Source organism: Microbulbifer regidiadema (SeqCode), assembly GCF_052467605.1.
Window position 1 is genome coordinate 2,245,825 of sequence record NZ_CP174316.1, and the last position, 22,375, is coordinate 2,268,199.

A 22,375-nucleotide genomic window follows, 5' to 3' on the forward strand; every position below is an offset into this window, starting at 1 on the left:
GAAATTGAATGGGAGAGCGCAGGGCTGCGCTCTCCCGGAATAAACCCGCTACAACAGCTGCGGCTTACTCGTCGTTATTGCCGCGTTTGGCTTTGGGCTTGCCTTTGGGCTTGAACTTAGGCTTACCCTTGGGCTTCCCTTTCGACTTGACCGCCGCTTCATCGAAGCGGGTGATCTTCATCGGCTTACCGGCAACACGCACCTTCTTCAGGTGTTGGAACACCTCTTTCGGCATTCCTTGAGGCAGATCTACCGTGGTGAAATCATTGTAGATTTCAATGCGGCCGATATAGGAGCTGTCCAGATCCACTTCATTGGCAATAGCGCCAACAATGCTACCGGGGCGCACACCCTGCTCGCGGCCGATCTCGATACGGAAACGATCCAGCCCCTCATCGGGCGGCGGCAGCTTGCGATCTTTCTCGAAGCTCTCCTTTTTGCGGCGGCGACCGCCGTCAAAGTCATCGTCGCGCTCACGGCGCTCTTTGCGTGGCTTCTGCTCTTTCTCCTGAATCAGCAGTGGCTGATCACCCTGGGCCATTGCAGCCAGTGCGGCGGCAACATCCAGAGGGTCTACCTCATTTTGGTCCAGGAATTCTTCAACCAGTTGGCGGTAGGGGGCCAGGTCGGTTTGGCCTTCCAGCGTCGCGGTGATGCGCTCGCGGAAACGCTGCATACGGGCACTATTGACCGCATCTGCGCTGGGCAATTCCAGCTTCTCGATCGGCTTCTTAGTCGCTTTTTCGATGACCCGCAGCATACGGCGCTCACGGGGCGCCACAAACAAAATCGCATCGCCTTCGCGACCGGCGCGGCCGGTACGGCCAATACGGTGGATATAAGCTTCGGTATCGTAGGGAATATCGTAGTTGATCACGTGACTGATACGCTTCACGTCCAGTCCACGAGCTGCCACATCGGTGGCCACAACGATATCCAGCTTACCTTTCTTCAGCTTATCGATAACCGCTTCACGCAGATTCTGTGCCATATCGCCATTCAGGGCCGCGCTGGCAAAGCCTCTGGCAGCCAACTTATCCGCCAGTTCCACGGTGCTGTTTTTGGTGCGCACGAAGATAATAGTGGCATCTACCGGCTCTGCTTCCAGAATACGGGTCAGAGCATCCATCTTGTGCAGGCCGCCAACCGGCCAGTAGCGCTGGCGAATGGTTTCCGCAGTCTCGGTCTTAACCCGGATTTTGACTTCAACCGGCTCGTGCAGATGCTCGCGGGCAATGCGGGCAATCTCTTTCGGCATAGTGGCGGAGAACAGCGCGATCTGGCGCTCTTCAGGAATCTGCTCCAGTACCCACTGCACATCATCGATAAAGCCCATGCGCAGCATTTCATCCGCCTCATCCAGCACTAGGGTGCGCAGATTGGACAGGTCCAGGGAGCCGCGACGCATATGGTCCATCACCCGCCCGGGGGTGCCTACCACCAGCTGTACACCGCGCTTTAACTGCTGTATTTGACCACGGTAATCGGCGCCACCGTAGATAGGTGCAACGTGGAAACCTTTCAACTTGGCTGCGTAAGACTGGCAGGCTTCAGCCACCTGAATAGCCAGCTCGCGGGTCGGTGCCAACACCAGTGCCTGGGGACGGCGATCGTTCAAGTCCAACTGGGAGAGTAGTGGCAGCGCAAAGGCCGCAGTCTTGCCAGTGCCGGTTTGGGCCTGGCCTAGCACATCCCGTCCCTCCAGCAGGGACGGAATAGTTTGTGCCTGGATCGGGGAGGGAGTCTCGTAGCCGAGCTTTTCGATGGCACTGAGGATTTCAGACGGCAGACCCAACTGGTCGAAGCCGGCCGCTTTAGGGGTATCGGTCATTTCGGAATTCACTTGAAGCCAAAGTCCCTATCTCGGGACCGGAGCGGTGGGTAAAAGGCCGCGCAGTCTAACAGGTTAGACGATCCAGATCAGCCTATTTTTTAAACAAAGAGTGGCCACCCGATGCAATATGAAAGAATTGCCCTTCTCCAAAGTAGGGCAATAAGCAGGAATATGCTCAAAGGTGGCACCAAAAGACCGCTAGATAGCGCCCCTTCTCTCTACCCAGGGTAGCCCGGGGCTAGGGGTGTCAGCGGAAACTTCTGTCATGCGACTTACCACAGCCTCAATCATTGATTTTGTCGCCCGAGCGAAACTTCCATCCAGCTGGGTCTGTTCATATAGATAAGTGTGGAAGCGCGTAAATAGTGAAATGTCGACTTTTTCAGGATTAGACCAAAAGCTTGCCAGAGGCCCCTGGTGGGTTAGACCTGGCATATCATACAGCGCGCGGCCAAGTAATTTCGTGGGCACCTCGTGCAACAGCGCGGAAATACCGACGGTGCTATTAATAGTCACCACCCCAAGTGCATGCTGAAGCAAGGTTGGCAAATGCAGATCGTGACAGTAGATAACTCTACCTTGAATACCATAGCGGGCCTCTAAACTATCAATCAGTTGCTGATAGTGACAAAACCCACGATCCATTGGGTGGTGTTTTATTACCATCACCGTGTCAGCCGGAGCATTCTTGGCAAAAGACTTCAGCACCCTATCAATTGAATTCTCAATTGATAGCAAGTCTGAATGCTCGCGCAGCTGAAAGTCATCGCGAGTCTGCAAAGGAAATAAGAAAAAACGGCGCCTATATTGACTTGTCAGTTTTTGCATAAGGTGACATTCGGTTAGCCGATAGAGGCCTTTGCGGACAAAGCTTAGCAACCAACACCCCGTCTCCGCTTTCCAATCCCGATTTCTATGATGATGGTACGATGGAAACCGTGAGCGACATAAACGCATAGCCACGTAATAGCGCGTAGCGTAAATGGCACGATGCCAAAAAGTTTGCCCTACCGGGGGGGCCAGCTTGCGACGACAGGATTGATATTCATCAATTGCTTCCCTAGACCAGTCCACATTCGAATAAGCATTAACGCCTCCCCACTCAAGGGTTATAAAGTCTGGCCGTAAATACCCCTCTTCAAAAACACCAAAGGCAACTCCTAAAGATTTACAAACATCCCGAGCCTTTGAGTGATAACTGCGACAATCACCATAAACAAATACCACCTTGACTGCATGCTCAACAAGGTACGCTTTGAAAAAATCCGCCCAATCATTTTCACTTTCAGAAAAATCAACCTGAAAATTAGCCCAGGAAAAGTGACGATCACCGCCATTAAAATTAATTTTATGCGTAACTATGCCCTGCTGTGAGAGCCTCCTCGCTAGTTTTGCAAAGAATGGACCATGAGGGCCCTGTAAAAAGACAGCCACAGACATTATCTGCCCTGCTCCTGAGTATCAGTTATTTGGTGCTCAGCTATTACAGATGCATACAATTTGGACAACAAATGACAACTATTCCAATACACTATAGTGTCCCAGACCCACTGATATAGTGCCACATATCATTTCCCACCTCTCAGAAACACCTAAAATAATCATCGCAATTAAACGATACAAATGTGCCAGCAAGAATAAACCTCAGCTACTATAGCCAGCTTTAGCGGCCATTTATTTTATCCACACAAACCACAACAACTTTCGAGCAAGGCTTAAGTGGTAATTTTTATCTAAACTTTTACCGACATGGTGGAGAGTATAAGATCTTTTCAGTCTTACTACGGCTCTAAACTCCGCCAATAAATTAGGCCCGCTATCTTATAGGAAGAGAAAAACCATGTCAGCACCGCCAACTAGAAAGATCGCCATCATATTCAGCCATTATTGCACCTAAAGCTGCATCAAATATTCTTTGAGACTTCAGGAAAGCTAATCTATATCTATAGAGTCCGTCACACTTTGGAGGTTCCCTTTATCAAGAAGCGTTAAAATAATAAGGCGAACGTATCAAGTGAGCATTCCAAATAAACTCAAGCTCCCCACTAATTCAAGTTAACAATCAAAAAATATCCCAATATAAAATATACGTTTAGTCCTTACAACCTTAGAGGTTATAGCAAAATCTACTACTCACGCCCAAAGAGGAAATATTTGATTGGTCTACCCCCAACAATAAGCCAATTAGAAAATCACTATAAACCAGAATATTTCTGAATAATTCTGTAATATATCTGCAGACCTTGAACGTTATAAAATTAGGCGCAGTCCGCCGTGAGCAGCTACAATCCTTAACAACCCTCGTCTTGCAGAGGCTTCAGAGCGATTCAGGGGCTCCCTCAGGTACGATTCTCAAGCCTTCAGGTCAAAAGAAGGCGAGAAATTCTTTCTCAGAGATTTCACCGTAGAAAATATAAAGCCTGCCAGCAAAGGCCAACATCTGAGCTAATCGATTTTTAAGTGAAAATGAGTGGGCATTATGAAGATGGAAACCCCACAGCTTTGGAACAATAGTATCAATATCATATCTCTAGCAAATACTGATCCAATTTGACTGACAGCACCAAAAGCTCGTAGCAAAGATATATCAACAAAGAGGCTAAACGAAACCCTGGAGATACACTGCCAACCCACCTCCCCGCTTTTTAGCCCCTAAGTATTTTTTAATAATCTACACCATTTCCTTGATTACCCCTCGACAGGCGGCCGTAGTAACCTCTCTGCTCTCCACTTTTCAATTTTCGAGCATCAAGTCGCATTAATGCCTGCCTCCATACCTTTTCAAATATTCTAGCCGTCATTCTTGGAAAGGGGGTAAACAACGGGTTAAAAGGGTTGTCGCGAGCCTGCATCCATACCGTCATACGATTAGACTTTTTCTGAGCTTCTCCACGACAATGAAAGCCATATACGTTGCCAATCACCAGGGTATTAGCCGGCACGGATAACTTCTTAAGCTGGTACCCCATTTTTTTTAGGTCCTCTTCACGCACACGAAAAGAACCATCCCAATAGCGTCCCGGGGATCTAAGCTCGCCTCTTTTACAAGCCTCCAGACTCTCCCTGTATTCCCACTTCAATCGCTGCACCGTTAACCTATGAGAATGAGGAACATAGACATAAGCGCCATTAACATCACTGGTCTCATCCATGTACAGCCAGCCTTTAACACATGGATGAAAGGTATCCATATGAAGATCTCGCTGCGGATCTGGCCGGGGATCTACATTCTCGTGGTTGCATAGGTTTTCTATATAAAATAATGGCGGTCTATTCTTTGAGGAGCAAAATCGCATTAAGCGGTCTAACAAATTATTTTTAACTAAATCATCGAATTCTGGAGCCCTTCTTCTTTCGCGATGATCCATGAAAATTCTTTGTGTGATAGTTGTCCCCTCTATCACCTCCCTAACCGCCCCTTCAAATTGATTTAATTCATTAAGTAAGCGAACAAACTGCTCTTTTGGCAAAAAATTTTCTTTAAGGATATAACCTTTCTCAATAAACTCTCTTCGATATCTCTGAGACACCAGGGGCGAAAGCAGGAACAAGCGAAACCGGAATAGCGCATGCGCCACAATCACACGAATCACATGTAACCCACAAAGATTAAGCCAGTAATTACCTATAATCGGATTATTTTTAAAGCTTTTTCCCCAGCTAAGCAGCTCAAATATCCACTTGGGGGTTTTCCAGGTCAAGCTTAAGATAGAGCGAAGCATTAACGCCTCCTTAACAAATAAAAATGCTTACATCACCCACATTGGCAACGTAAACAAACAAAAACCTCCGAATAATTCCTCAAACCCTATACCGAGTCACAGAGCCTTTATACTCTATACTTCAGTTCTTTTAAAACTTCGGCAAACCACACTTCAAATACGGATTGAAAAGTATACTTAACATTAAAGACCGCCAGAAAAATCTCAACCTCCCTTAACATCAATAAAGCCAATCTAAAATCTAATAGCGGAGAAATGCTCTTCGATACCAACAAAACACCGAAAATAAAACCCCTTTCTTCTCCTGCTCAGCACGCCTTCGCTCCAACAATTCAACCGTAGTTTCTGCATCAATAAAATCGCCCGTTTTACAGTCAGAGTAATTCGGATAGAGCAATAAGGTACCCGCTATCAATTGAGGCAAAGTCAAGGTGCGAGTCCTACGCCTCTTGAAGTCACTGAAATCATTGATTGCCAATTTTCTATTGGCAATCAATATATCGTGGGTCAACCCCCAACCAGCATAAAAAGGTAGACCATAAGTCACGACTCTCACGCCTCTCAACAAAGCCTCAAAACCGGCAAGTGAGCTTATAGTGTGCACCTCGTCAACCTGCTCCAAGACAGATGAGATATCGCCCTCTTGGAGCAGCGAATCATAAGTCAGCTGCGCGTGAATAGGCAATTTCCCTAAGCGCGCTCCAGCCACTACATCTGGATGAGGTTTATAGATGATATACGCATTAGGATTCTCAGCCCGAACCTGCTGCAAAAGGGACAAGTTACTTTTTATAACGGGGGAGCCAAATTTAATTGATGCATCGCTTTCAACTTGTCCCGGAACCAGTATTACCTTTTTATTAGAAGGTATATCCAAAGTAATAGGACCCGCTATATTGTATTTAGTTACTCTCTTTTTAAGTAAAATTGAATGTAATTTTTCAGCCCTCCTTAGTATTGCACTACTAAATTGTGTTTCCCTTAAAATATATTCCAGGTCACTCGGAGAGCTGGCATCAAAATAAATACCTCTAGAATCAAAAACCAATGAGCTGGGAGCAACCAGATCTACCCCCAAACCAGCGGAGCGCAAGAATCCATCCTCAACCTTCCAAAGTCTTTTTCGCCCCTGTTCAACCGTTCTACACAAGCTCTCAGTAACTCTACTTGCCCAGACAAAAACATTAGTTTCCCGGGGATAGCGAGCAATAGCATCTTCACTACCGGCAAAGGTTAACCCTGCTGACCCACCTAAAAAATTAGGAATAAACTTTTTCTTCCAAAGAGAAAAACCGATTCCAAGCCACGCCCCCTGAAACCTAAGCCACTGCCTCCTTTGCTCTACAATTAAGTCAACCGTATCTTCGAACTTACATTTTTGACCGGTATAAGGATTTATATACTGACAATAGCGCAAATAGGCTGCGCAAAATACCTGAGCAAGGGAGCGACTCACATTTCTACGCGCCAAGCTCTGCCTATCTCGGGTCAACCCCCAACCCGCATAAAATGGCAAGCCAAAACAGTGCACCTCTTTACCTGCAATTAAAGCATCAAACCCCAGCTGGCTAGTTACAACATAAACTTTATCTACACTTTCAAAAATTGACCAGGGCGAAATATCTTCAGAGACAATATTACACCTAAGCTTTAAAGCCAGCTCGTGTAAATACCCTAATTTCTTGCCAGCTATAACATCTGGGTGAATTTTGACATAAATTTCAGCTTCTGGATTTTCCTTAATAGCGCTTTCTAGCATATCCTGAAAGTGTGCTGGCGAAGCTAATCCCGCCCGTATAGAAACATCGCCAAAGGTCTGATCAACAACTAATACCTTAAGGGATTTTTTCGACCAATTTAAAGGTCGCTTTAAAGATTGGTTATACTTGCAAAGTTGGTTACTCCGCAACAACTCAATCCCTTTTTCCGCTCTATCTAATTCCTCTGCGACAAAATCAGACTTTATGATTAAATTCTCCAGATCGCTAGACTTGGAGGCATCATAATAGATTCCTGTCCGATCAATCACCAAACTGTGAGAAACGGCTCCATTGACCCCCAACCCCAAAGATCGCAAAAAACCATCTTCTATACAAACAAAGGGCACACCGGCTTTAGCCGCTATTTTTTTTGCTTTTATCGCTGTCGGCTTGAGCCCCCAGCCGAACATAAATTTTATCTGCCTAGAGGGGCGAAACATCACATACTGACAACGACTTCCAAGAAAAACCTCAAGAAAGTTAAATTGACGCAACCCTAAAGAACAGTGTCCAGCTACAGACATTTTTTCGCCTCGACCAATAAATTCTCCCGTAACGCTTCATCTTCAGCCAGTTGCAAAATTCCATCGATCCATAAAGAGGGTTTCATCGGCAGCAACAAACCATTCTCAAGGTGACGAACTATTCGCCCATATATATCACCGGCAGCGTAAATACCTACAGCGCCACTCTGTGTTATATCAAAGAATTTAGTATGAGATCTTGCTCGATTAAATGGTTTGTCCAACAATGGTGCCAAACCTATTGAACGACCGGGTTTCTTTAATAGAGATATATAGGTAGGCCATTTCATAGGGTGTAATACCTGCACCCTGGGAATATCATTAAAAAGGCGATTTACGCCCGATCCGCCTATCACTTCAAAGGTTAACCTTGAATTCTGCTTTAGAACTTCCGATACAATAGGTTTAAGCCAACGAATATCATCAAGGTGTGAGGCCGAGCCATGGTAAAAAATACTGAGACTATTATCCCGCTCTATTTTTAATGATTTTGCATGTAATAACTCAGGATTCCAATCAGTATATTTTCCCTGCAAATAAGGGGTTGATACTAAAAGTTTTGCGCCAATTGATTTCAACCAACTCTGTTTTGACCAGCTATACCTTATAATCTTCGTTTGATATCTAATTGGCATAGTTAAAAAAGCCTGCCAATCAAACAAGTCATCATCTATAAAAAAATAGACCTCGGGAATTTTCGCACCATTTTTATCAATAAGCGACTGCCATTTCCTGGGGATATAACGTACAAATATAAATTTAGTATTCTTTATATTTTCGTACAGTGGATAATCATTAAACCCCGCCCGCTCCCAACTTACTCCTAGCTTTTGAAGAAATGGTAAAATAAAATAATCTGTAGAAGGGTTCCTTCCCTCCTCAATGATTAGCCAACGATCAACGGGACCCAAAGCTATCAAGCCTCAAAGGGGAATACAATAGGCAGTAATGCTATGACAGTAAGCGAATAGGCTATAGTCAATGGCAACCCAGCTCTCAGGAAGTCTCTCAGATGATACCCCCCAAGGTTTTGTACGATAAGGTTAGTCTGATACCCGAAAGGAGTTAAAAAGCTTGCACTAGCGCCATAGGCAACCGCCATCACAAACGGCATCCAGCTTACCCCAAAACTCTCAGCCAGGCTCCAGGCAAGAGGAAAGGTCAAGGCTGCTGCGGCATTGTTGGTCATCAGTTCTGTTAACGCCAAAGTGAGTAAAAAGATACCAACTAAGCCAGCCAGAGGTCCCCAATCGGCCAGTAGCCCCCTAAGCCCCTGAGCCACTAGGTCTGCTAAGCCAGTACCAGCAAAAGCTTCTGCTAGTATTAATGCACTGGTAATAATTAGCCATATCTGGAAGGGGAAGCGTCGCTGTAATTCAGTAGTTGATACAATCCCCAGAGCAATCATGCCACCGAGCAATACCACCAGGCCTTTCAGTAAAGAGAAGGCACCCAGTGCAGCTCCAGCTACGACGACAGAGAAGCCTAAACCTAGTAGCCAGTTGTCGCGCCGGGAAAGATCACGCCGAACTTCTGTTCCGCTGATTACATAGAAATTCTTATCGATATTCAAATGGTGTCGGAAATCCGGCCCTACCGCCAGCAGCAAAGCATCTCCCGCACGCAATTCAATTTCTCCCAGCTTTCCCGAAAGTCTATCGCCACCTCGGCGCATGGCAACTACCGCTGCATCAAAGCGCGTTCGGAAGCTACAGCCTTTCAAAGTTTGACCAAGGATACTAGAGCTAGGTGTGATCACCACTTCGGTAAGATTAAGATCCAGTTCCTCATCTTCCAGCGCAAATAAACGCAGCCCTTCAATATCCTGTAAACGCCCAAGATCACGTACATCACCACTAAATATCAGTTTATCCCCACAGCGAATAACCTCCGAGGGCCCTACTGGGCTGATCACTTGATTATCCCGCACGATCTCAATAAGGTAGAAAGTCTCCAATTGACGCAGGCTATTCTGCTCAACAGTATTGCCATGTAAAGGCGAGCCTGCCACCACTTCTGCCTCAAGCAAATACTCAGCTACCGGCTCTTCAGCGACTTCTCCCTCCGGCAGTAGGCGATTACACAGAAGTAGTACAACTAACCCGACCAAAGTCACAGCTAATCCCACTGGAACAAACGCAAAAAACTCCAACCCGGGCAGCCCCCGATCTAAAACAAAGCTATTGACAATCAGATTTGTAGAGGTACCAATCAAGGTTAAAGTACCACCGAGGATAGCCGCATAGGAAAGAGGCATCAGCAACTTAGCTGCGGGTAAACGTCTCTGTCCTTTGATACTTGATGATAGAGCTGCTACCACTGCGGTATTATTGAGGAAAGCCGAGCTCAGCGCGGTTGCTGAAGTTAGACGCAGAAGGCTACCTTTCAAGGAGCCTTTAATTAACCCCTCTGAAATGGAGCGCAGCCAACGCGCCTTCTCTAACCCCACTGACACCAGCATAAGTACCACCAAAGTAACCAAGCCCGGATTGGTACCCTTTTGTAAAGCCAATTCCATCGGTACAAGCCCCGCCAGGAAACAAACTCCTGCTGCTGAAGCGAACACCAGAGATGGGCGGAAGCGAGTAAAAATCAGGCATCCGATAACCAGTGCAAAGATACCGGAAATAAGTAGTTGGGGAAAAATCATAAGGTTGAGGGGCCGCTTAAGTTACCGATCCTGGTGCTAATCTTTGTATACGCACCTGTAATAAGTCTAGATTATGCCAAATATGACATAATTATGCCGTAAAACTCGCACAAACTACTGCGACTACTGGATGGTTACCTTGCCAAGTGGATCGCCGCCCTGAAAACCTGATGTAGACAAGCTATACCGGTAGCTCTTGAGCTACCTAGCCCCCTCCCTATGCCAGCGAGAAATCCTCATGAATCAAGGTCAAGTTGGGATTATAAGCTGGATCAGAGTCTAACAACTCCCCCCAACGACTTCGCATATACTCGGCTTCCCGCTGCGCTCGTCGACGCTTGGCCAGTGTATCATCAGCTCCCCGGGACACAGACTCATGATGATAAAGCTCCGCATACGGGGTCCAAATGTTACGATAACCCGCTTCACGCACTCTAAGACATAAATCAACATCGTTGAAGGCAATGGCAAGATTTTCCGCATCGAGACCTGCAACCTCTTCAAAAACCTCCTTTCTTATTAGCAGGCAGGCTGCTGTTACTGCTGAGAGATTCTGTATCAGGTGCAAACGTGAAAAATACCCATATTCATGACGGCTAAAATACTTATGTGAATGGCCTGCAACACCACCAATTCCCAAAATCACGCCACCGTGCTGAATAGTATCGTTTGGATAATAAAGCTTTGCTCCAACGCAACCAATTTGCGGCCGTTGAACCTGACCAACCATCTCCGTCAGCCAATCTTCATTAATAGGCTCGATATCATTGTTAATCAAACCAATTATGTCACCCCTAGCTAACCCAGCTCCAAAGTTATTGATTGCAGAATAGTTAAAAGAGTGATCCCAACGATGTACGGAGACACGAGAATCAGAGGCTTTCACTTCGTCTAGAAAACGTAATGTCTCTTCACAGCGACTTTGATTATCCAAAATCAACAATTCAAAATTTGGATAACTTGTTCTAGCGAGAATAGCTTCTACACAGGGTTTAAGAACATCGAAACCGTCGCGGGTAGGAATTAGTAAACTCACCAAAGGTGCCGGCTCAGGTACATCCCAACATACCCGATAGCTATTTGGAGCTATTCCAGGTAAGATTTTAGCTTTCAATTCCTCACTTTGGATATAATCACCTACAGCCCTAAGACCTGCTACAGCGGCATAATTTTTGGCTGCGCTTTCTTGCGCTGTCGAACCATCAATGGCCCGCCAATGATAAAGTATCTCGGGAATATGCACCACTTTAGTTGCATCTAAATACGGTAAGCAGCGTAACAATAGATCGTGATCCTGGCTTCCCTCTAACCCAAGGCGAAAACCTCCAACTTTTTTAATAAGAGAATTACTTAACACCGTTAAATGACAGATGTAATTTTGCGATAACAGAAGATCTGGATTCCAATCAGGCTTAAAGTGTGGATCGAAGCGCTCACCCTGCTCATTGATTTTGTCTTCATCGCTATAGAGAAGCTGCGCTTGTGGGTTTTCTAAAATAGCAAGGGCTATTCGTTGAAGTGCATGTGACGCCAGAGTATCATCATGATCCAGAAATGCTATATATTCGCCTTTAGCCAATAACAGAGCCGAATTACTTGCAGCTGATATATGACCGTTCTCCTCCCGAAACACCACTTGAATACGAGAATCCTTATCTCGGTATTCTTGTAAGCAGGCCCTAACCTCTAGGTTAGAAGAAAAATCATCCGCTATACATAACTCCCAATTAATATAATTCTGTGCAAGTACAGAATCAATACAAGAGCGTAGCAATTTAACATCAGTATTATACGTTGGAACAACAATAGAGATAAAAGGCTTGTTCACAGATTTTTCTAACTGAACAAACTTACAATCTTTTTTCTTCGCTTCTACTATGTGAATCCAGGACAAATAATCACGCGACTGTCTTTTCTTTATAAAGGTATTGGCATAATACTCTAATGCCAGCTCCCGCCAAGAACAACCTTTCTCTCGAGCTTCATCTCGAATCTCCCGGAGTACACTTGCTTTTCTTTTATTGCGAAATTTGAAGTGCATATTGGCCAAACGCTGGGCTAGCCGATCGTAAGCAAATTGAGGAAGAAGCCTAATCAAAAAAAATCTGCGAATAGAAAAATTTCCATTAGAATTAATAAGTCTAAAGCGCATTAAAGATACACGACTAGGAACACAAATTAACCTTTTAGAGATCCGGCCCGCCTTTATAGGGATAAAGATACTTTCATAATCTTTGAAACCGTGACCAAAATCAAAATCAATCTTTGCATCCACACAAGACTGATCATGAAGCAAGTCTACTTCCAACATGTACCAACCAGCACTAACAGCCGGATTAATAATTGAAAATCCAGAATTCCCACCTTTAGAACACCATTCGAAAACACCCTCTGACAACCTTATCGAGTCAGATTCGAATTCAGGCTTAAGCTTTGGCAAAATATCATTTTGGAAAAAGCCTTTAATAAATTTCAATGTAAATAACCCACTAAAATTGCCGCCCCTTTGGCACGAACCAAAAACATCAAAAAATATTCTTTACCGCGAACAATCAATTAACAAATATAAACCAACTCACCACTTAAAATTAAGACTCGCTTTCACGTTGGTACCATAGATAAAAACCTCCACTTTATCTTGCTCTGATAAAGGGCTCGGTGGTGCAAAACTAAAACCACATTTTAAATGGCGGGAAATGCCTTTGCGTACAACATCTTCTCGCCTTCGATTTACATCCACAAGAAACTCCTTATCATTAATTAATAGTCGTATTTTTAATGGACCATCAAACTCAGAAACGGCCCACCCAGAAATATTTCCAGATGAGACATCTACATGAGAGCGCCCATAGCTTAGATATGGGGTTTCAGAAACCAAGCTAGCTTTTAAGACATCCACCCCCCTTTTTACATCATCCACAAATGGGATCAATAACCCATCAAATTCATCATTTAAGTCATGAGCTTTAAAATACGAAGCCCCTTTGCTCCGCTTTAAACTCCCAGCTCCAGACCCTTTTCGCTCCTTGTTCGCCATATGTTCCTGGCGCGACTTAACTACATAGTGATTAATTCGAATCCGGTCAAATAAAACATTTTTAGTCTTTGGCTCAAACGCCAAACCATTCTCGAAAATCGAAGGTTTCATATTCGAAGAATAGTAATTTCCACTTCGAAGTATACACTCATGAACATGCATCCTCTCAACCATAGATGGCTTCAAGATTGTTTTTATATGACGATTGAAGTCATGATCCAGTAAAGAAGCCTGTGTAAATCTCTCTATCACCAAACCCTCTTCCTTAAACTTATTTCCTGAAGAACCGAAATTCCTCCAGTTTAATGCCATGGCGCCCGCATCTTTATTTTTTTTAAACTCAGACAGATTATCCTTCAAAGTAAGTCCATTTGTATTTACAATAAATTCATCGGCATCGATATAGCATAGCAAATCAACAGACCCACCATATCTTTTTAAGATATGGTTATAGGCTGGCATCTGGGGACCATCATCCCCACACCGGGGGAAGTACACCCTCTTAATCACCTTAAGCTGATCCAAGGATTCTAACAGTTCGGAAGTTCCATCATCACTAACATTATCAGCAACAAAAAAATCATTTACCCCGATTAATCTATGGTAAGCAATCCACTCAAGGACATAGTCCAGCTCATTTTTAAATATAGCGGCAATACCAAGCTTCATTCAGCCCCCACAAAAACACGGAACAAAAGGTGCAAAAAATTATAAGAGCGAAAAATCCCAAATACCTATAACTTAAAATCCAACATGCACCTTAAACCCCCTAAAAACAAAAACACAAAATTCCATGCTACCATCATTGATCTTCAGTTTTATTTGTATGACGGTAATATGAAGCCTTTAGGTCAGGCTCACCAATAAAATCTATTAATTTCTCCCCACTATCAGTCTCAATGTTAAATAATAGGAAATTATCTCGACCATAAAAATATTTTAAAACGTTCGAGTGATGCCGGTACCATTCGTACTCCCAGCGCCGAATAACTTCCTCTTCATTACATCGATAAATTTTTTTGAAGCGCTCAAGATACGTTCCATTACCGTGCCGTTTACGGCTCTCTACCCACCTCTCAATAGGACGATTGTTCAATATGAAAAATGAACCAGGGTATTGATGGTCAAGCTGCTTATAATATTTCTCAAATGCATAGATATACCTGCTGGAAACCATCTCCATATCACCATAAAAATTATACTGCTCGTAACCCTCCAACAATAGTCGCCCAGACTTAAAATTCTCTTCGATTTTAAGGGCTAGATTGCCATAATCCCAATGAACTGACTTATATCCATTCCTTAAGAAGAAGTGGCTCAAGCTCGTTGTACCACATTTATTAAATCCAATTTGAAATACTTTCATACCGCTTAAAATTATTACCAGCTCAAGCAGAGCATTGAAATAAAAAAATATTATTGAGACTCTTAAAAACTCAGCTCAAACATCACAATATCGAAATGTGTCACACCTCACTGGTCGACACAAAAACCTAAAGACTAACGCGAGAACTTGGTACAACTCAACTATAAATAAAAATCAAATGAATTCTTTTGCTGCAGATGAGTACAACTGCATATCAAGGTACACTGACTCATACAACAGTGGCCTTACCTCATGATCAAAAGCAAAGCTCTTATATGTTTTTTTTGATACATTTTCCTTGGGTACACTAATTTCCCGACCAAAATGCTGAAAAAATCTTTTCTCAAAATCACCCATCCTTTCGACAAAGCCAACCACCTTACATTTCCTTAAGTTTTCTAGCGCCAAGTCAAGGATATCTTCATCAGAAAAACTAGAAAGTTTTTCACGCCCAAATTTATTGTGAGACAGGGCAAGTTGAAATGTTTGGCAATTATTTCTTCCAACCAATATTCTTCCATCTTTTGATTGAAAAAATTGTCTTGGCTCCATTGATCCAACCAATTCAAAAACCCCAGCAGGATCTTTCTTCGGCACCCGATTGTGCCAAAAATTAAAAAGAGAATTAAGTCGAGAAACGGGCTCCCTTAAAACAGTCACCACATCAGCGTTCATTCGCTTAGCCGTATCGAAGCCAACATGAGCTGCATAAATATTACTACGCAGCCCACCTGAAATTTCTCGCCGAACTTCATCTTCAAAGATCAAGTGGGAGCATTTTCTTTCTGGAAAAGCATTAAAGATAGCACTCTTTAATGCAGAGCCAGCAGTCTTACTTATATGAAGGAATAGGATTGGATTCATAATTATTTATACAGTTTCACCAGTAGTGCGCCCAGTATCTCTAGTACATCCTCTACCTCTATTTTTATATCTCGCAAATCAACATAATCTCCTACTATTTCTTGATCAAACTCATGACCATTAGGGAAATATTTATCTATGAAAAGATCATTTTGATCTGAAAAATAATCCAAAACTTCTTTGCATGTATCTGGATTTAAAATAGTATGAACCCCCCCAACCGAGGCCCGACTATATTTTGCGCTATTGCGCACCAATTCATCTGTAAACCTATGGGAGGGCGAAAACTTATTAAGTAAAATTAATGTCTTAATTTCTTTAGGGCTTGGACTTACATTTATAACTTCATTGCGAAATTCAATATGATCACCCTTACCTATAACCGCCTCAATAAAATCACCAGCAAGCCCTTTAGCATGTTTTCTACCAACATTAAAGTTTCTAACTATCACATTACCCTCCCCCAAAACATCCTCAATTCTTGCTGTGAAGGAAAAATAATTTAAGAAACCTACCCCTTTATAAGTTGACCTGATAAAATCTTCCGGGAAATCCACACTCCCATGACGCTTAACTCTCTGCATATAGCCAGACATTAGAAATTGATCCTGCCGTCTTACGTAATAAAAGTACTTTAACCTTACCCCTAACTCATCACAAAACTTCTTCAGGATGGCGAGTGATTTTTCTGAAATATTTGTGAAAAATTCAGATGACAGAATACCAATTTCAGCGGGGCTATTAATTATTTTCTGCTTTAACTCCGAAAAAATTTTATTATCGGGATCGGAATAATAGGCTTCATGATTAGCACCTAAAAGCGATCGAGAAATAAGTGCGCCATTACCCGAAGTTATTGCTCCGGATTTTCCTGACTCGAACTCACCTATATCAAAGTAATCAAGGGACAGCTCCAGTAACCTGTCACGATTCTTGGCAAACATCACTTGTATAGCACTAGAGCCGTTTTTAGGCATGCCTGCATGAACAATTAACTCTTTCATATATAATTCCGCCGATAACTTATCGTTACTATTAATTACTAGAATGACCCAATGATTTAGAACTCGAAACTGAGTTAATAATATCTTTCCATCGCACTATCACATTCTCAATCTCATATTTAACAACACTTTCTCTCGCCTTCTGCCCAAAAACATCCCTTAGTGATGAGTCAATAATTAAACGTTCTATATCTTGAGATAGATTTTTTACTTGTGTTAATTTATAACTATCATTAGAAATAAATCCGTTTACTCCGTGCTCTATTAACATATTAGGGCCATTGCAGCTTGCGTAGCCAATACATGGCAAGCCGCACTGCTGAGCTTCAGCTACAACAATACCAAAAGCCTCAAACTCTGAAGGGATTACAAAAATTGAGGCTGATAGATATTTTTCATCTATCTTGTCAGTACTCCCCTTCAGAAAGAATTGATCCTCAATTTTTTTATTTAAAATTCTAGTTTGAAGCTCCCCTCTCAATTCACCTTCACCATAAACATGAACCTGCCAGTCTGGATACTTACTCCCTATAAGCGAAAATGCATCTACTAACCGATCAATTCTTTTTTGTTTCGTCAACCGGCCAACTGCAATAATAATCTTCTCTCGCTGAGGTTTTTCCAAGTTATCCCCTAAGGGCTTAACAAAATTAGGGATAATCTCCACTTTATGTTTTAACGAATCAGGGATAGAGCTAGAAAACTGATCCAATATCAAATGTATACGTTCAACCTTAGAAAAAGTTTCAATCCTTTTATTTTTATCCCACCACAACTCCACAATTTTATCCGGATCATTATGCTCTGATGCGATAACAGGAATTCCTGTGCTTTCTGCGGCAGCAATGACGGGCTCAAAAATCCACTCTGACAGCATAGGGATAAAAACATCAACCCCGGAGCTCAATAAATCTTTCCTCATTAGGGGTATAGTATCGCCCTGCTGAGTTTCATCAAAAATACCCTTAACCTCTACAGACTCAAAGAGGGGATACACTGGCTTAGCATTATCCCAAGTTCTGCAATAAATAGTTACCTTGTAACCATCCTGCACAAGCCTATTAGAAATATCAGCAGCAAGTTTCTCAATCCCCCCCTTTGAGAACAACATCCCGTGAACGTAAAATGCCACGTGTAGACTTTTACTAGGCGACCTGAAATATTTAAGCAGATCATTTACATCAAAAATATCAGATTTATTTTTTCCTTTATGCCGCCCCTTAAACCTATCCCACTCGCCATCAATTGTTTTTATAGCCTTTCTTGCGAGATTTACACTAACGTTATAGTTTTCAAAAACATATTTCGCTATTTTTATTCGCTCATCAAAGTATATCTTTGAGCCCTCAATCTTATGGACAGCCGAGGAAGAATGTCTTCTAAAATAATTTTCAGCGCGAACATCATAAGATATCTTCCCCTCTTTTAAGGTGCTTAGGTAAACATACCAATCACCACACATTTTAAACTGACCAGCTTCATTAAGCATAGGCTCAGTAATTGAAGCTTTACGTATAAGTAGACCACTGGCATTTACCAAAGTACACATGGCCCCCAGAGACTCATTTACCTCTTTAAACCCATCACTAATATAGCTTTGATTAAACTTTTCAGGGTATGCACTATTTAAATATGGATCTAAAGCTCCTTCGACAACATCACCAGCTTCATTAATTATTTGTGTCTTCGCACTAGCAATACACATCATTGGATCATCAAAGTATGGAAGCAACACCTCAAGAAAATTATTACTAGAAGAGTCATCCCCTTCAGCAATCCATATTAGCTCACTACAAGCTAATGACATGCCCTTTTTCCACTGCTTAAAAGGTGATCCTGAATTTATATTATTTTGATGTACTTTAACTCTCGGATCAGAAGCATAGCTCTCAACTACTTTTATTGTGTTATCGCTTGAGCAATCATCCATAAAAATTATATCAATATCCTTTACGGATTGATTGATAATTGACTCAACTCGTTCAACTACAAATTTTTCATGATTATAGAATGGCACCACTACACTAACTGAAGGTAGATAGGTAGTATTATTTCTAATCGCAGAATATATATTTAGACACTGCTTCTCTGCTGTATATTCACTAAACACCCTTTCTTTAGCTTTCGAACCTAATTTTTTTCGCAAATCACTATCATTTATTAAAACTTTAATTGCAGAGCTAGCTTTATTAATATCAACTTTACTTACGCAAATACCCGCGTCACTCTTTACGAATTCAACAATACCTGTGGCCTCTGCAAAACAGACTGTAGGTATTGAGTGCTGAGCAGCCTCCATTACAACAAGAGGGAATGGGTCCTCTCTAGAAGAAAGAAAAAATATATCCGCTGCGGCAAGAACCTGACTGGCATCTTCTCTAGAGCCAATAAATCTAATATTTTTACGCTCATCTTCTGACAGCGAGCTATTAATCTCTTCAAAGTCAGGCCCATCACCCACCCAAAGAAATTGACACTCCAACCCTGAAATATTAAGCAATTTCCTAGCAACATTTAAAAAAATATCAGGTCCTTTTCTCCAGTAAACAGTGCCGCACCCTGCCACCACAACCGCTGTTGGGGACATTTTTAACTCAGATCGAATGCGTTTTTTTATATTCTTACTAGAAAGTTTATTGTCAGATATAGGATTAATAAATGCAGGTACAGTGGTAATTGATTTGCGATCAACTTCATACTTTTTATTTAGAGTCGATGTTGTAGCCGGTGATGCCGATATCCAGTGTTTCACCCGGGGCTTAAGCTGATAGAAGTTGTCAATATTTTCCTCGATAACTTTTTCCATTTCATGGATGTGTGCAACAACATCCCCTGAAACTGAAATATTGCACTCCTTAAGCAACTTGAAAAAACATCCAGTAACAACCGTATTGGCGTATATAAACTCAAACTCTTCTTTTAAGAAACTCTCAAAATCCTCTTTGCTATCAACCTCATAGTTGGGAAGAACGAATATGTCGGCATACATCGCATATTGATTTGCTACGGGGCCTGGACTTAACAATAATACTTTTATCTTTCGGTCAGTATGCAGATAAAACCATTTAATCACCTCAAGAAGAACAATTTCAGATCCCGCTTGAATACCATCATGACCTACAAATAATAGTGGACTACTTCTAGCAGAGCGTTTTGACCTATCAGGAACACAGCCCAATCTTCCTTCACTATATCCAAACTTACAAAAGTGCTCAAATGGTGAAATTTTATGCGCTCTTACATCTGCATTAATAGCCTTATAAAAATCAGGATCAAAATACTCATTAGGAGCTCGCCCTTCAGACTCACCATTAGAAACATAGTGACTATATGGCTCAACCCCGGCAGCCTTAACATCTGGGTTATTTTCTAAGTAAAAATCTTTATCGAAAGAAATCGGCAGAGACTTTTCTTCTGTTTTTTCAGTGCGCTTTTTAGAGGTAAAATTATTTAGTATTTCACTGTAATCTCTATTTTCACACAGGGTTTTACGATTTTGCGCCCTCCCAATTTCTCTGTAGTGATCAAGCGCAGGCATGCCAGAACTTTTTACATCACTATATTCAGACAGATAAAAATGAGGGTCAAAATATTGATTTGGCATACGGCCTTCACGCTCACCAAACTCGTAATAGTGAGCAACGGGGTCTAAATTAAGATCCCTTACATCTTTATTTACTTCAAGATAGAAGTCTTTATCGACAGAAGTTCGCTCGTCCACAACTCTATTTTTATTTTGCTTGACAAGCTCAGTCCTTTTTTCCTCTGCATTCGTGAAGCGCCCTTCGTTTTGACCAAATTCGAGATAATGTGCTAACGGATTAAGGCTTAGATTTAAAACATCATCGTTTTCATCCAGATAAAACTTAGAATCAAACCAGCTAACGGGTGCCCGCCCCTCATAAGCCCCAAATAAAACATAGTGGATGTGTGCAGGGAGCCATGATTTAGCAACATCCTGATTGACGTCTAAGTAATACTCTTCATCAAAGGCCTCCAATATTAATTCGCATGAGCGAACTATATATTTACTCTCTTCAATCTTAAAATGCCTAAAGACAGCACAACTAATACTTCTGCTGCTCTTAAAAAACTTCTCATCCGAACAGAGCCTATTTAATATTTCTTCTACTGAAAGCTTTTTGTGTTTTTTACTTAGCCGGCTTAGAGAAATTTCTGCACAGGGGTCGTAATCAAGACTATTAAAATTTTTTAAGAAATGTTTTTTTGGGTCTCCACGACCTACCTCTCCGCCATAGGCTGAGCGATAGAAATCTTCATTTAATATTTTTTCAACCTTTAAAGAAGAGCTACGTTTCAAAACACTCGCCAACACGTGAAATCCCTCACAAATCCTTATGTTTAAAATTAACAGCCGATAAAAAGTAAAACTTAGCACAGAAATAAAAGTCAATGTGATCCAGGATCACACAAGACAAATCTGCCAAACTATTTAAGTATGTTCTACTATTTTATTTTTATCTGCCCGGCCATATTGGGAGTCAATCCACTCTCGATAACTACCATCTAACACCATCTTCCACCAACTTTCATTATTAAGATACCAATCAAGTGTTCTTTTAATTCCAGTTTTAAAGCTTTCTGAGGGTTTATAACCAAGTTCAGAAAATGATTTACTAGGATCAATTGAATATCTACGATCATGACCTGGTCGATCATTAACATAAGTTATAAGTCTATGAGAAGAACCATTTATTGCACTGGCTGCATCGGGAAACATTGCTGCTAATTCAGGTTTATTGACAAAGGACTTATCAACCAGTTCACAAATAAGTTTAACAATATCAATATTGGCCCACTCATTGCTCCCCCCTATGTTATAACACTCTCCTAACTGCCCTTTACGTATCACTAAATCAATACCTCGCGCATGATCTTCCACATAGAGCCAATCGCGTATCTGTTTTCCATCTCCATATACGGGCAGTGGCTGGTTCTTTAAGATATTTATGATTACAAGAGGGATTAACTTCTCAGGAAAGTGATATGGACCATAATTGTTAGAACAATTACTGGTTGTTACTTTCAAGCCGTAGGTGTGATGGTAAGCTCGTACTAAGTGATCAGACGCTGCTTTACTTGCAGAATATGGACTATTAGGTGCATAGGGTGTAGTCTCAGAAAAAGCTGGGTCTTCTGCTCCAAGGGAGCCATATACTTCATCGGTAGATACATGGTGAAAGCGATGCTTACCCCTATTCAAACCTTCGTCTAGCCATATTTTTTTTGCCGCTTTAAGCAAACTATGGGTACCTACAATATTTGTCTGAATAAATGCATCTGGGCCAGTGATTGAACGATCCACATGGCTTTCAGCTGCAAAATGTACAATCGTATCAACTCTATGCTCTCTTAGTAGATTTTCAACCAGTGCCGTATCACAAATATCCCCCTGACAAAATATAAAATTTTGCAAATCATTCACTGGCTTCAAATTTGTAAGATTTCCAGCATAAGTCAGTGCATCCAGAACCACCACAGTATCTTGCGGATAATTTTTCATCCAGTAGTGAACAAAGTTAGCTCCAATAAAGCCTGCACCACCGGTTACCAGCAAGTGTTTTATCTTCATGCCAATATCAATCACAGTTAA

General features: G+C 42.1%; 13 protein-coding genes. All 13 read right to left on the minus strand.

Going from position 1 to position 22,375, the window contains the following annotated elements; translation table 11 throughout:
- Nucleotides 1–64: 64 nt before the first annotated feature.
- Nucleotides 65–1,831: a DEAD/DEAH box helicase gene (locus tag ACJJIF_RS10515; protein ID WP_444932167.1), complete on the minus strand. Its 1,767-nt coding sequence runs from the start codon at nucleotides 1,829–1,831 to the stop codon at nucleotides 65–67.
- A gap of 201 nt (nucleotides 1,832–2,032) precedes the next feature.
- Complete coding sequence (locus ACJJIF_RS10520; RefSeq protein WP_444932168.1) at nucleotides 2,033–3,274, minus strand: capsule polysaccharide biogenesis protein; 1,242 nt, start codon at nucleotides 3,272–3,274, stop codon at nucleotides 2,033–2,035.
- A 1,223-nt stretch (nucleotides 3,275–4,497) separates the two neighbouring features.
- Nucleotides 4,498–5,556 carry a phytanoyl-CoA dioxygenase family protein gene (locus ACJJIF_RS10525; protein WP_444932169.1) on the minus strand — a complete coding sequence of 353 codons (1,059 nt, stop codon included), beginning with the start codon at nucleotides 5,554–5,556 and terminating at the stop codon, nucleotides 4,498–4,500.
- 241 nt (nucleotides 5,557–5,797) lie between these two features.
- Entirely contained in the window at nucleotides 5,798–7,840 is a 2,043-nt protein-coding gene (locus ACJJIF_RS10530; RefSeq protein WP_444932170.1) for a capsule polysaccharide biogenesis protein, read from the minus strand.
- Complete coding sequence (locus tag ACJJIF_RS10535) at nucleotides 7,831–8,751, minus strand: glycosyltransferase family protein (protein ID WP_444932171.1); 921 nt, start codon at nucleotides 8,749–8,751, stop codon at nucleotides 7,831–7,833. Before ACJJIF_RS10535 ends, ACJJIF_RS10530 begins: the two co-directional genes overlap by 10 nt.
- 5 nt (nucleotides 8,752–8,756) lie before the next feature.
- Entirely contained in the window at nucleotides 8,757–10,490 is a 1,734-nt protein-coding gene (locus ACJJIF_RS10540) for an SLC13 family permease (protein WP_444932172.1), read from the minus strand.
- A 217-nt stretch (nucleotides 10,491–10,707) separates the two neighbouring features.
- On the minus strand, nucleotides 10,708–12,966 hold the full coding sequence (locus ACJJIF_RS10545; protein WP_444932173.1) for a glycosyltransferase family 2 protein: 2,259 nt from the start codon (nucleotides 12,964–12,966) through the stop codon (nucleotides 10,708–10,710).
- A 99-nt stretch (nucleotides 12,967–13,065) separates the two neighbouring features.
- The gene (locus ACJJIF_RS10550; protein ID WP_444932174.1) at nucleotides 13,066–14,196 is read right to left on the minus strand and encodes a glycosyltransferase family 2 protein; all 1,131 of its coding nucleotides are present in this window, start codon (nucleotides 14,194–14,196) and stop codon (nucleotides 13,066–13,068) included.
- Between the two features lie 133 nt (nucleotides 14,197–14,329).
- Complete coding sequence (locus ACJJIF_RS10555) at nucleotides 14,330–14,893, minus strand: sulfotransferase (protein WP_444932175.1); 564 nt, start codon at nucleotides 14,891–14,893, stop codon at nucleotides 14,330–14,332.
- Nucleotides 14,894–15,067: 174 nt separating this feature from the next.
- Nucleotides 15,068–15,757 carry a sulfotransferase family protein gene (locus ACJJIF_RS10560; RefSeq protein WP_444932176.1) on the minus strand — a complete coding sequence of 230 codons (690 nt, stop codon included), beginning with the start codon at nucleotides 15,755–15,757 and terminating at the stop codon, nucleotides 15,068–15,070.
- Nucleotides 15,758–15,759: 2 nt separating this feature from the next.
- Nucleotides 15,760–16,761, minus strand: coding sequence for a hypothetical protein (locus ACJJIF_RS10565; RefSeq protein ID WP_444932177.1), 1,002 nt, complete (start codon nucleotides 16,759–16,761; stop codon nucleotides 15,760–15,762).
- A gap of 31 nt (nucleotides 16,762–16,792) precedes the next feature.
- Entirely contained in the window at nucleotides 16,793–21,097 is a 4,305-nt protein-coding gene (locus ACJJIF_RS10570) for a glycosyltransferase (protein ID WP_444932178.1), read from the minus strand.
- A 117-nt stretch (nucleotides 21,098–21,214) separates the two neighbouring features.
- A complete protein-coding gene (gene rfbB, locus ACJJIF_RS10575; RefSeq protein ID WP_444932341.1) occupies nucleotides 21,215–22,354 on the minus strand; it encodes a dTDP-glucose 4,6-dehydratase in 1,140 nt (379 codons plus the stop codon).
- Nucleotides 22,355–22,375: the final 21 nt, after the last annotated feature.

Coding starts and splice junctions, on each gene's coding strand:
- ACJJIF_RS10520 (WP_444932168.1), bottom strand. CDS start 3,274: ATGTCTGTGGCTGTCTTTTTACAGGGCCCTCATGGTCCATTCTTTGCA.
- ACJJIF_RS10530 (WP_444932170.1), bottom strand. CDS start 7,840: ATGTCTGTAGCTGGACACTGTTCTTTAGGGTTGCGTCAATTTAACTTT.
- ACJJIF_RS10550 (WP_444932174.1), bottom strand. CDS start 14,196: ATGAAGCTTGGTATTGCCGCTATATTTAAAAATGAGCTGGACTATGTC.
- ACJJIF_RS10565 (WP_444932177.1), bottom strand. CDS start 16,761: ATGAAAGAGTTAATTGTTCATGCAGGCATGCCTAAAAACGGCTCTAGT.
- ACJJIF_RS10560 (WP_444932176.1), bottom strand. CDS start 15,757: ATGAATCCAATCCTATTCCTTCATATAAGTAAGACTGCTGGCTCTGCA.
- ACJJIF_RS10515 (WP_444932167.1), bottom strand. CDS start 1,831: ATGACCGATACCCCTAAAGCGGCCGGCTTCGACCAGTTGGGTCTGCCG.
- ACJJIF_RS10525 (WP_444932169.1), bottom strand. CDS start 5,556: ATGCTTCGCTCTATCTTAAGCTTGACCTGGAAAACCCCCAAGTGGATA.
- ACJJIF_RS10555 (WP_444932175.1), bottom strand. CDS start 14,893: ATGAAAGTATTTCAAATTGGATTTAATAAATGTGGTACAACGAGCTTG.
- rfbB (WP_444932341.1), bottom strand. CDS start 22,354: ATGAAGATAAAACACTTGCTGGTAACCGGTGGTGCAGGCTTTATTGGA.
- ACJJIF_RS10540 (WP_444932172.1), bottom strand. CDS start 10,490: ATGATTTTTCCCCAACTACTTATTTCCGGTATCTTTGCACTGGTTATC.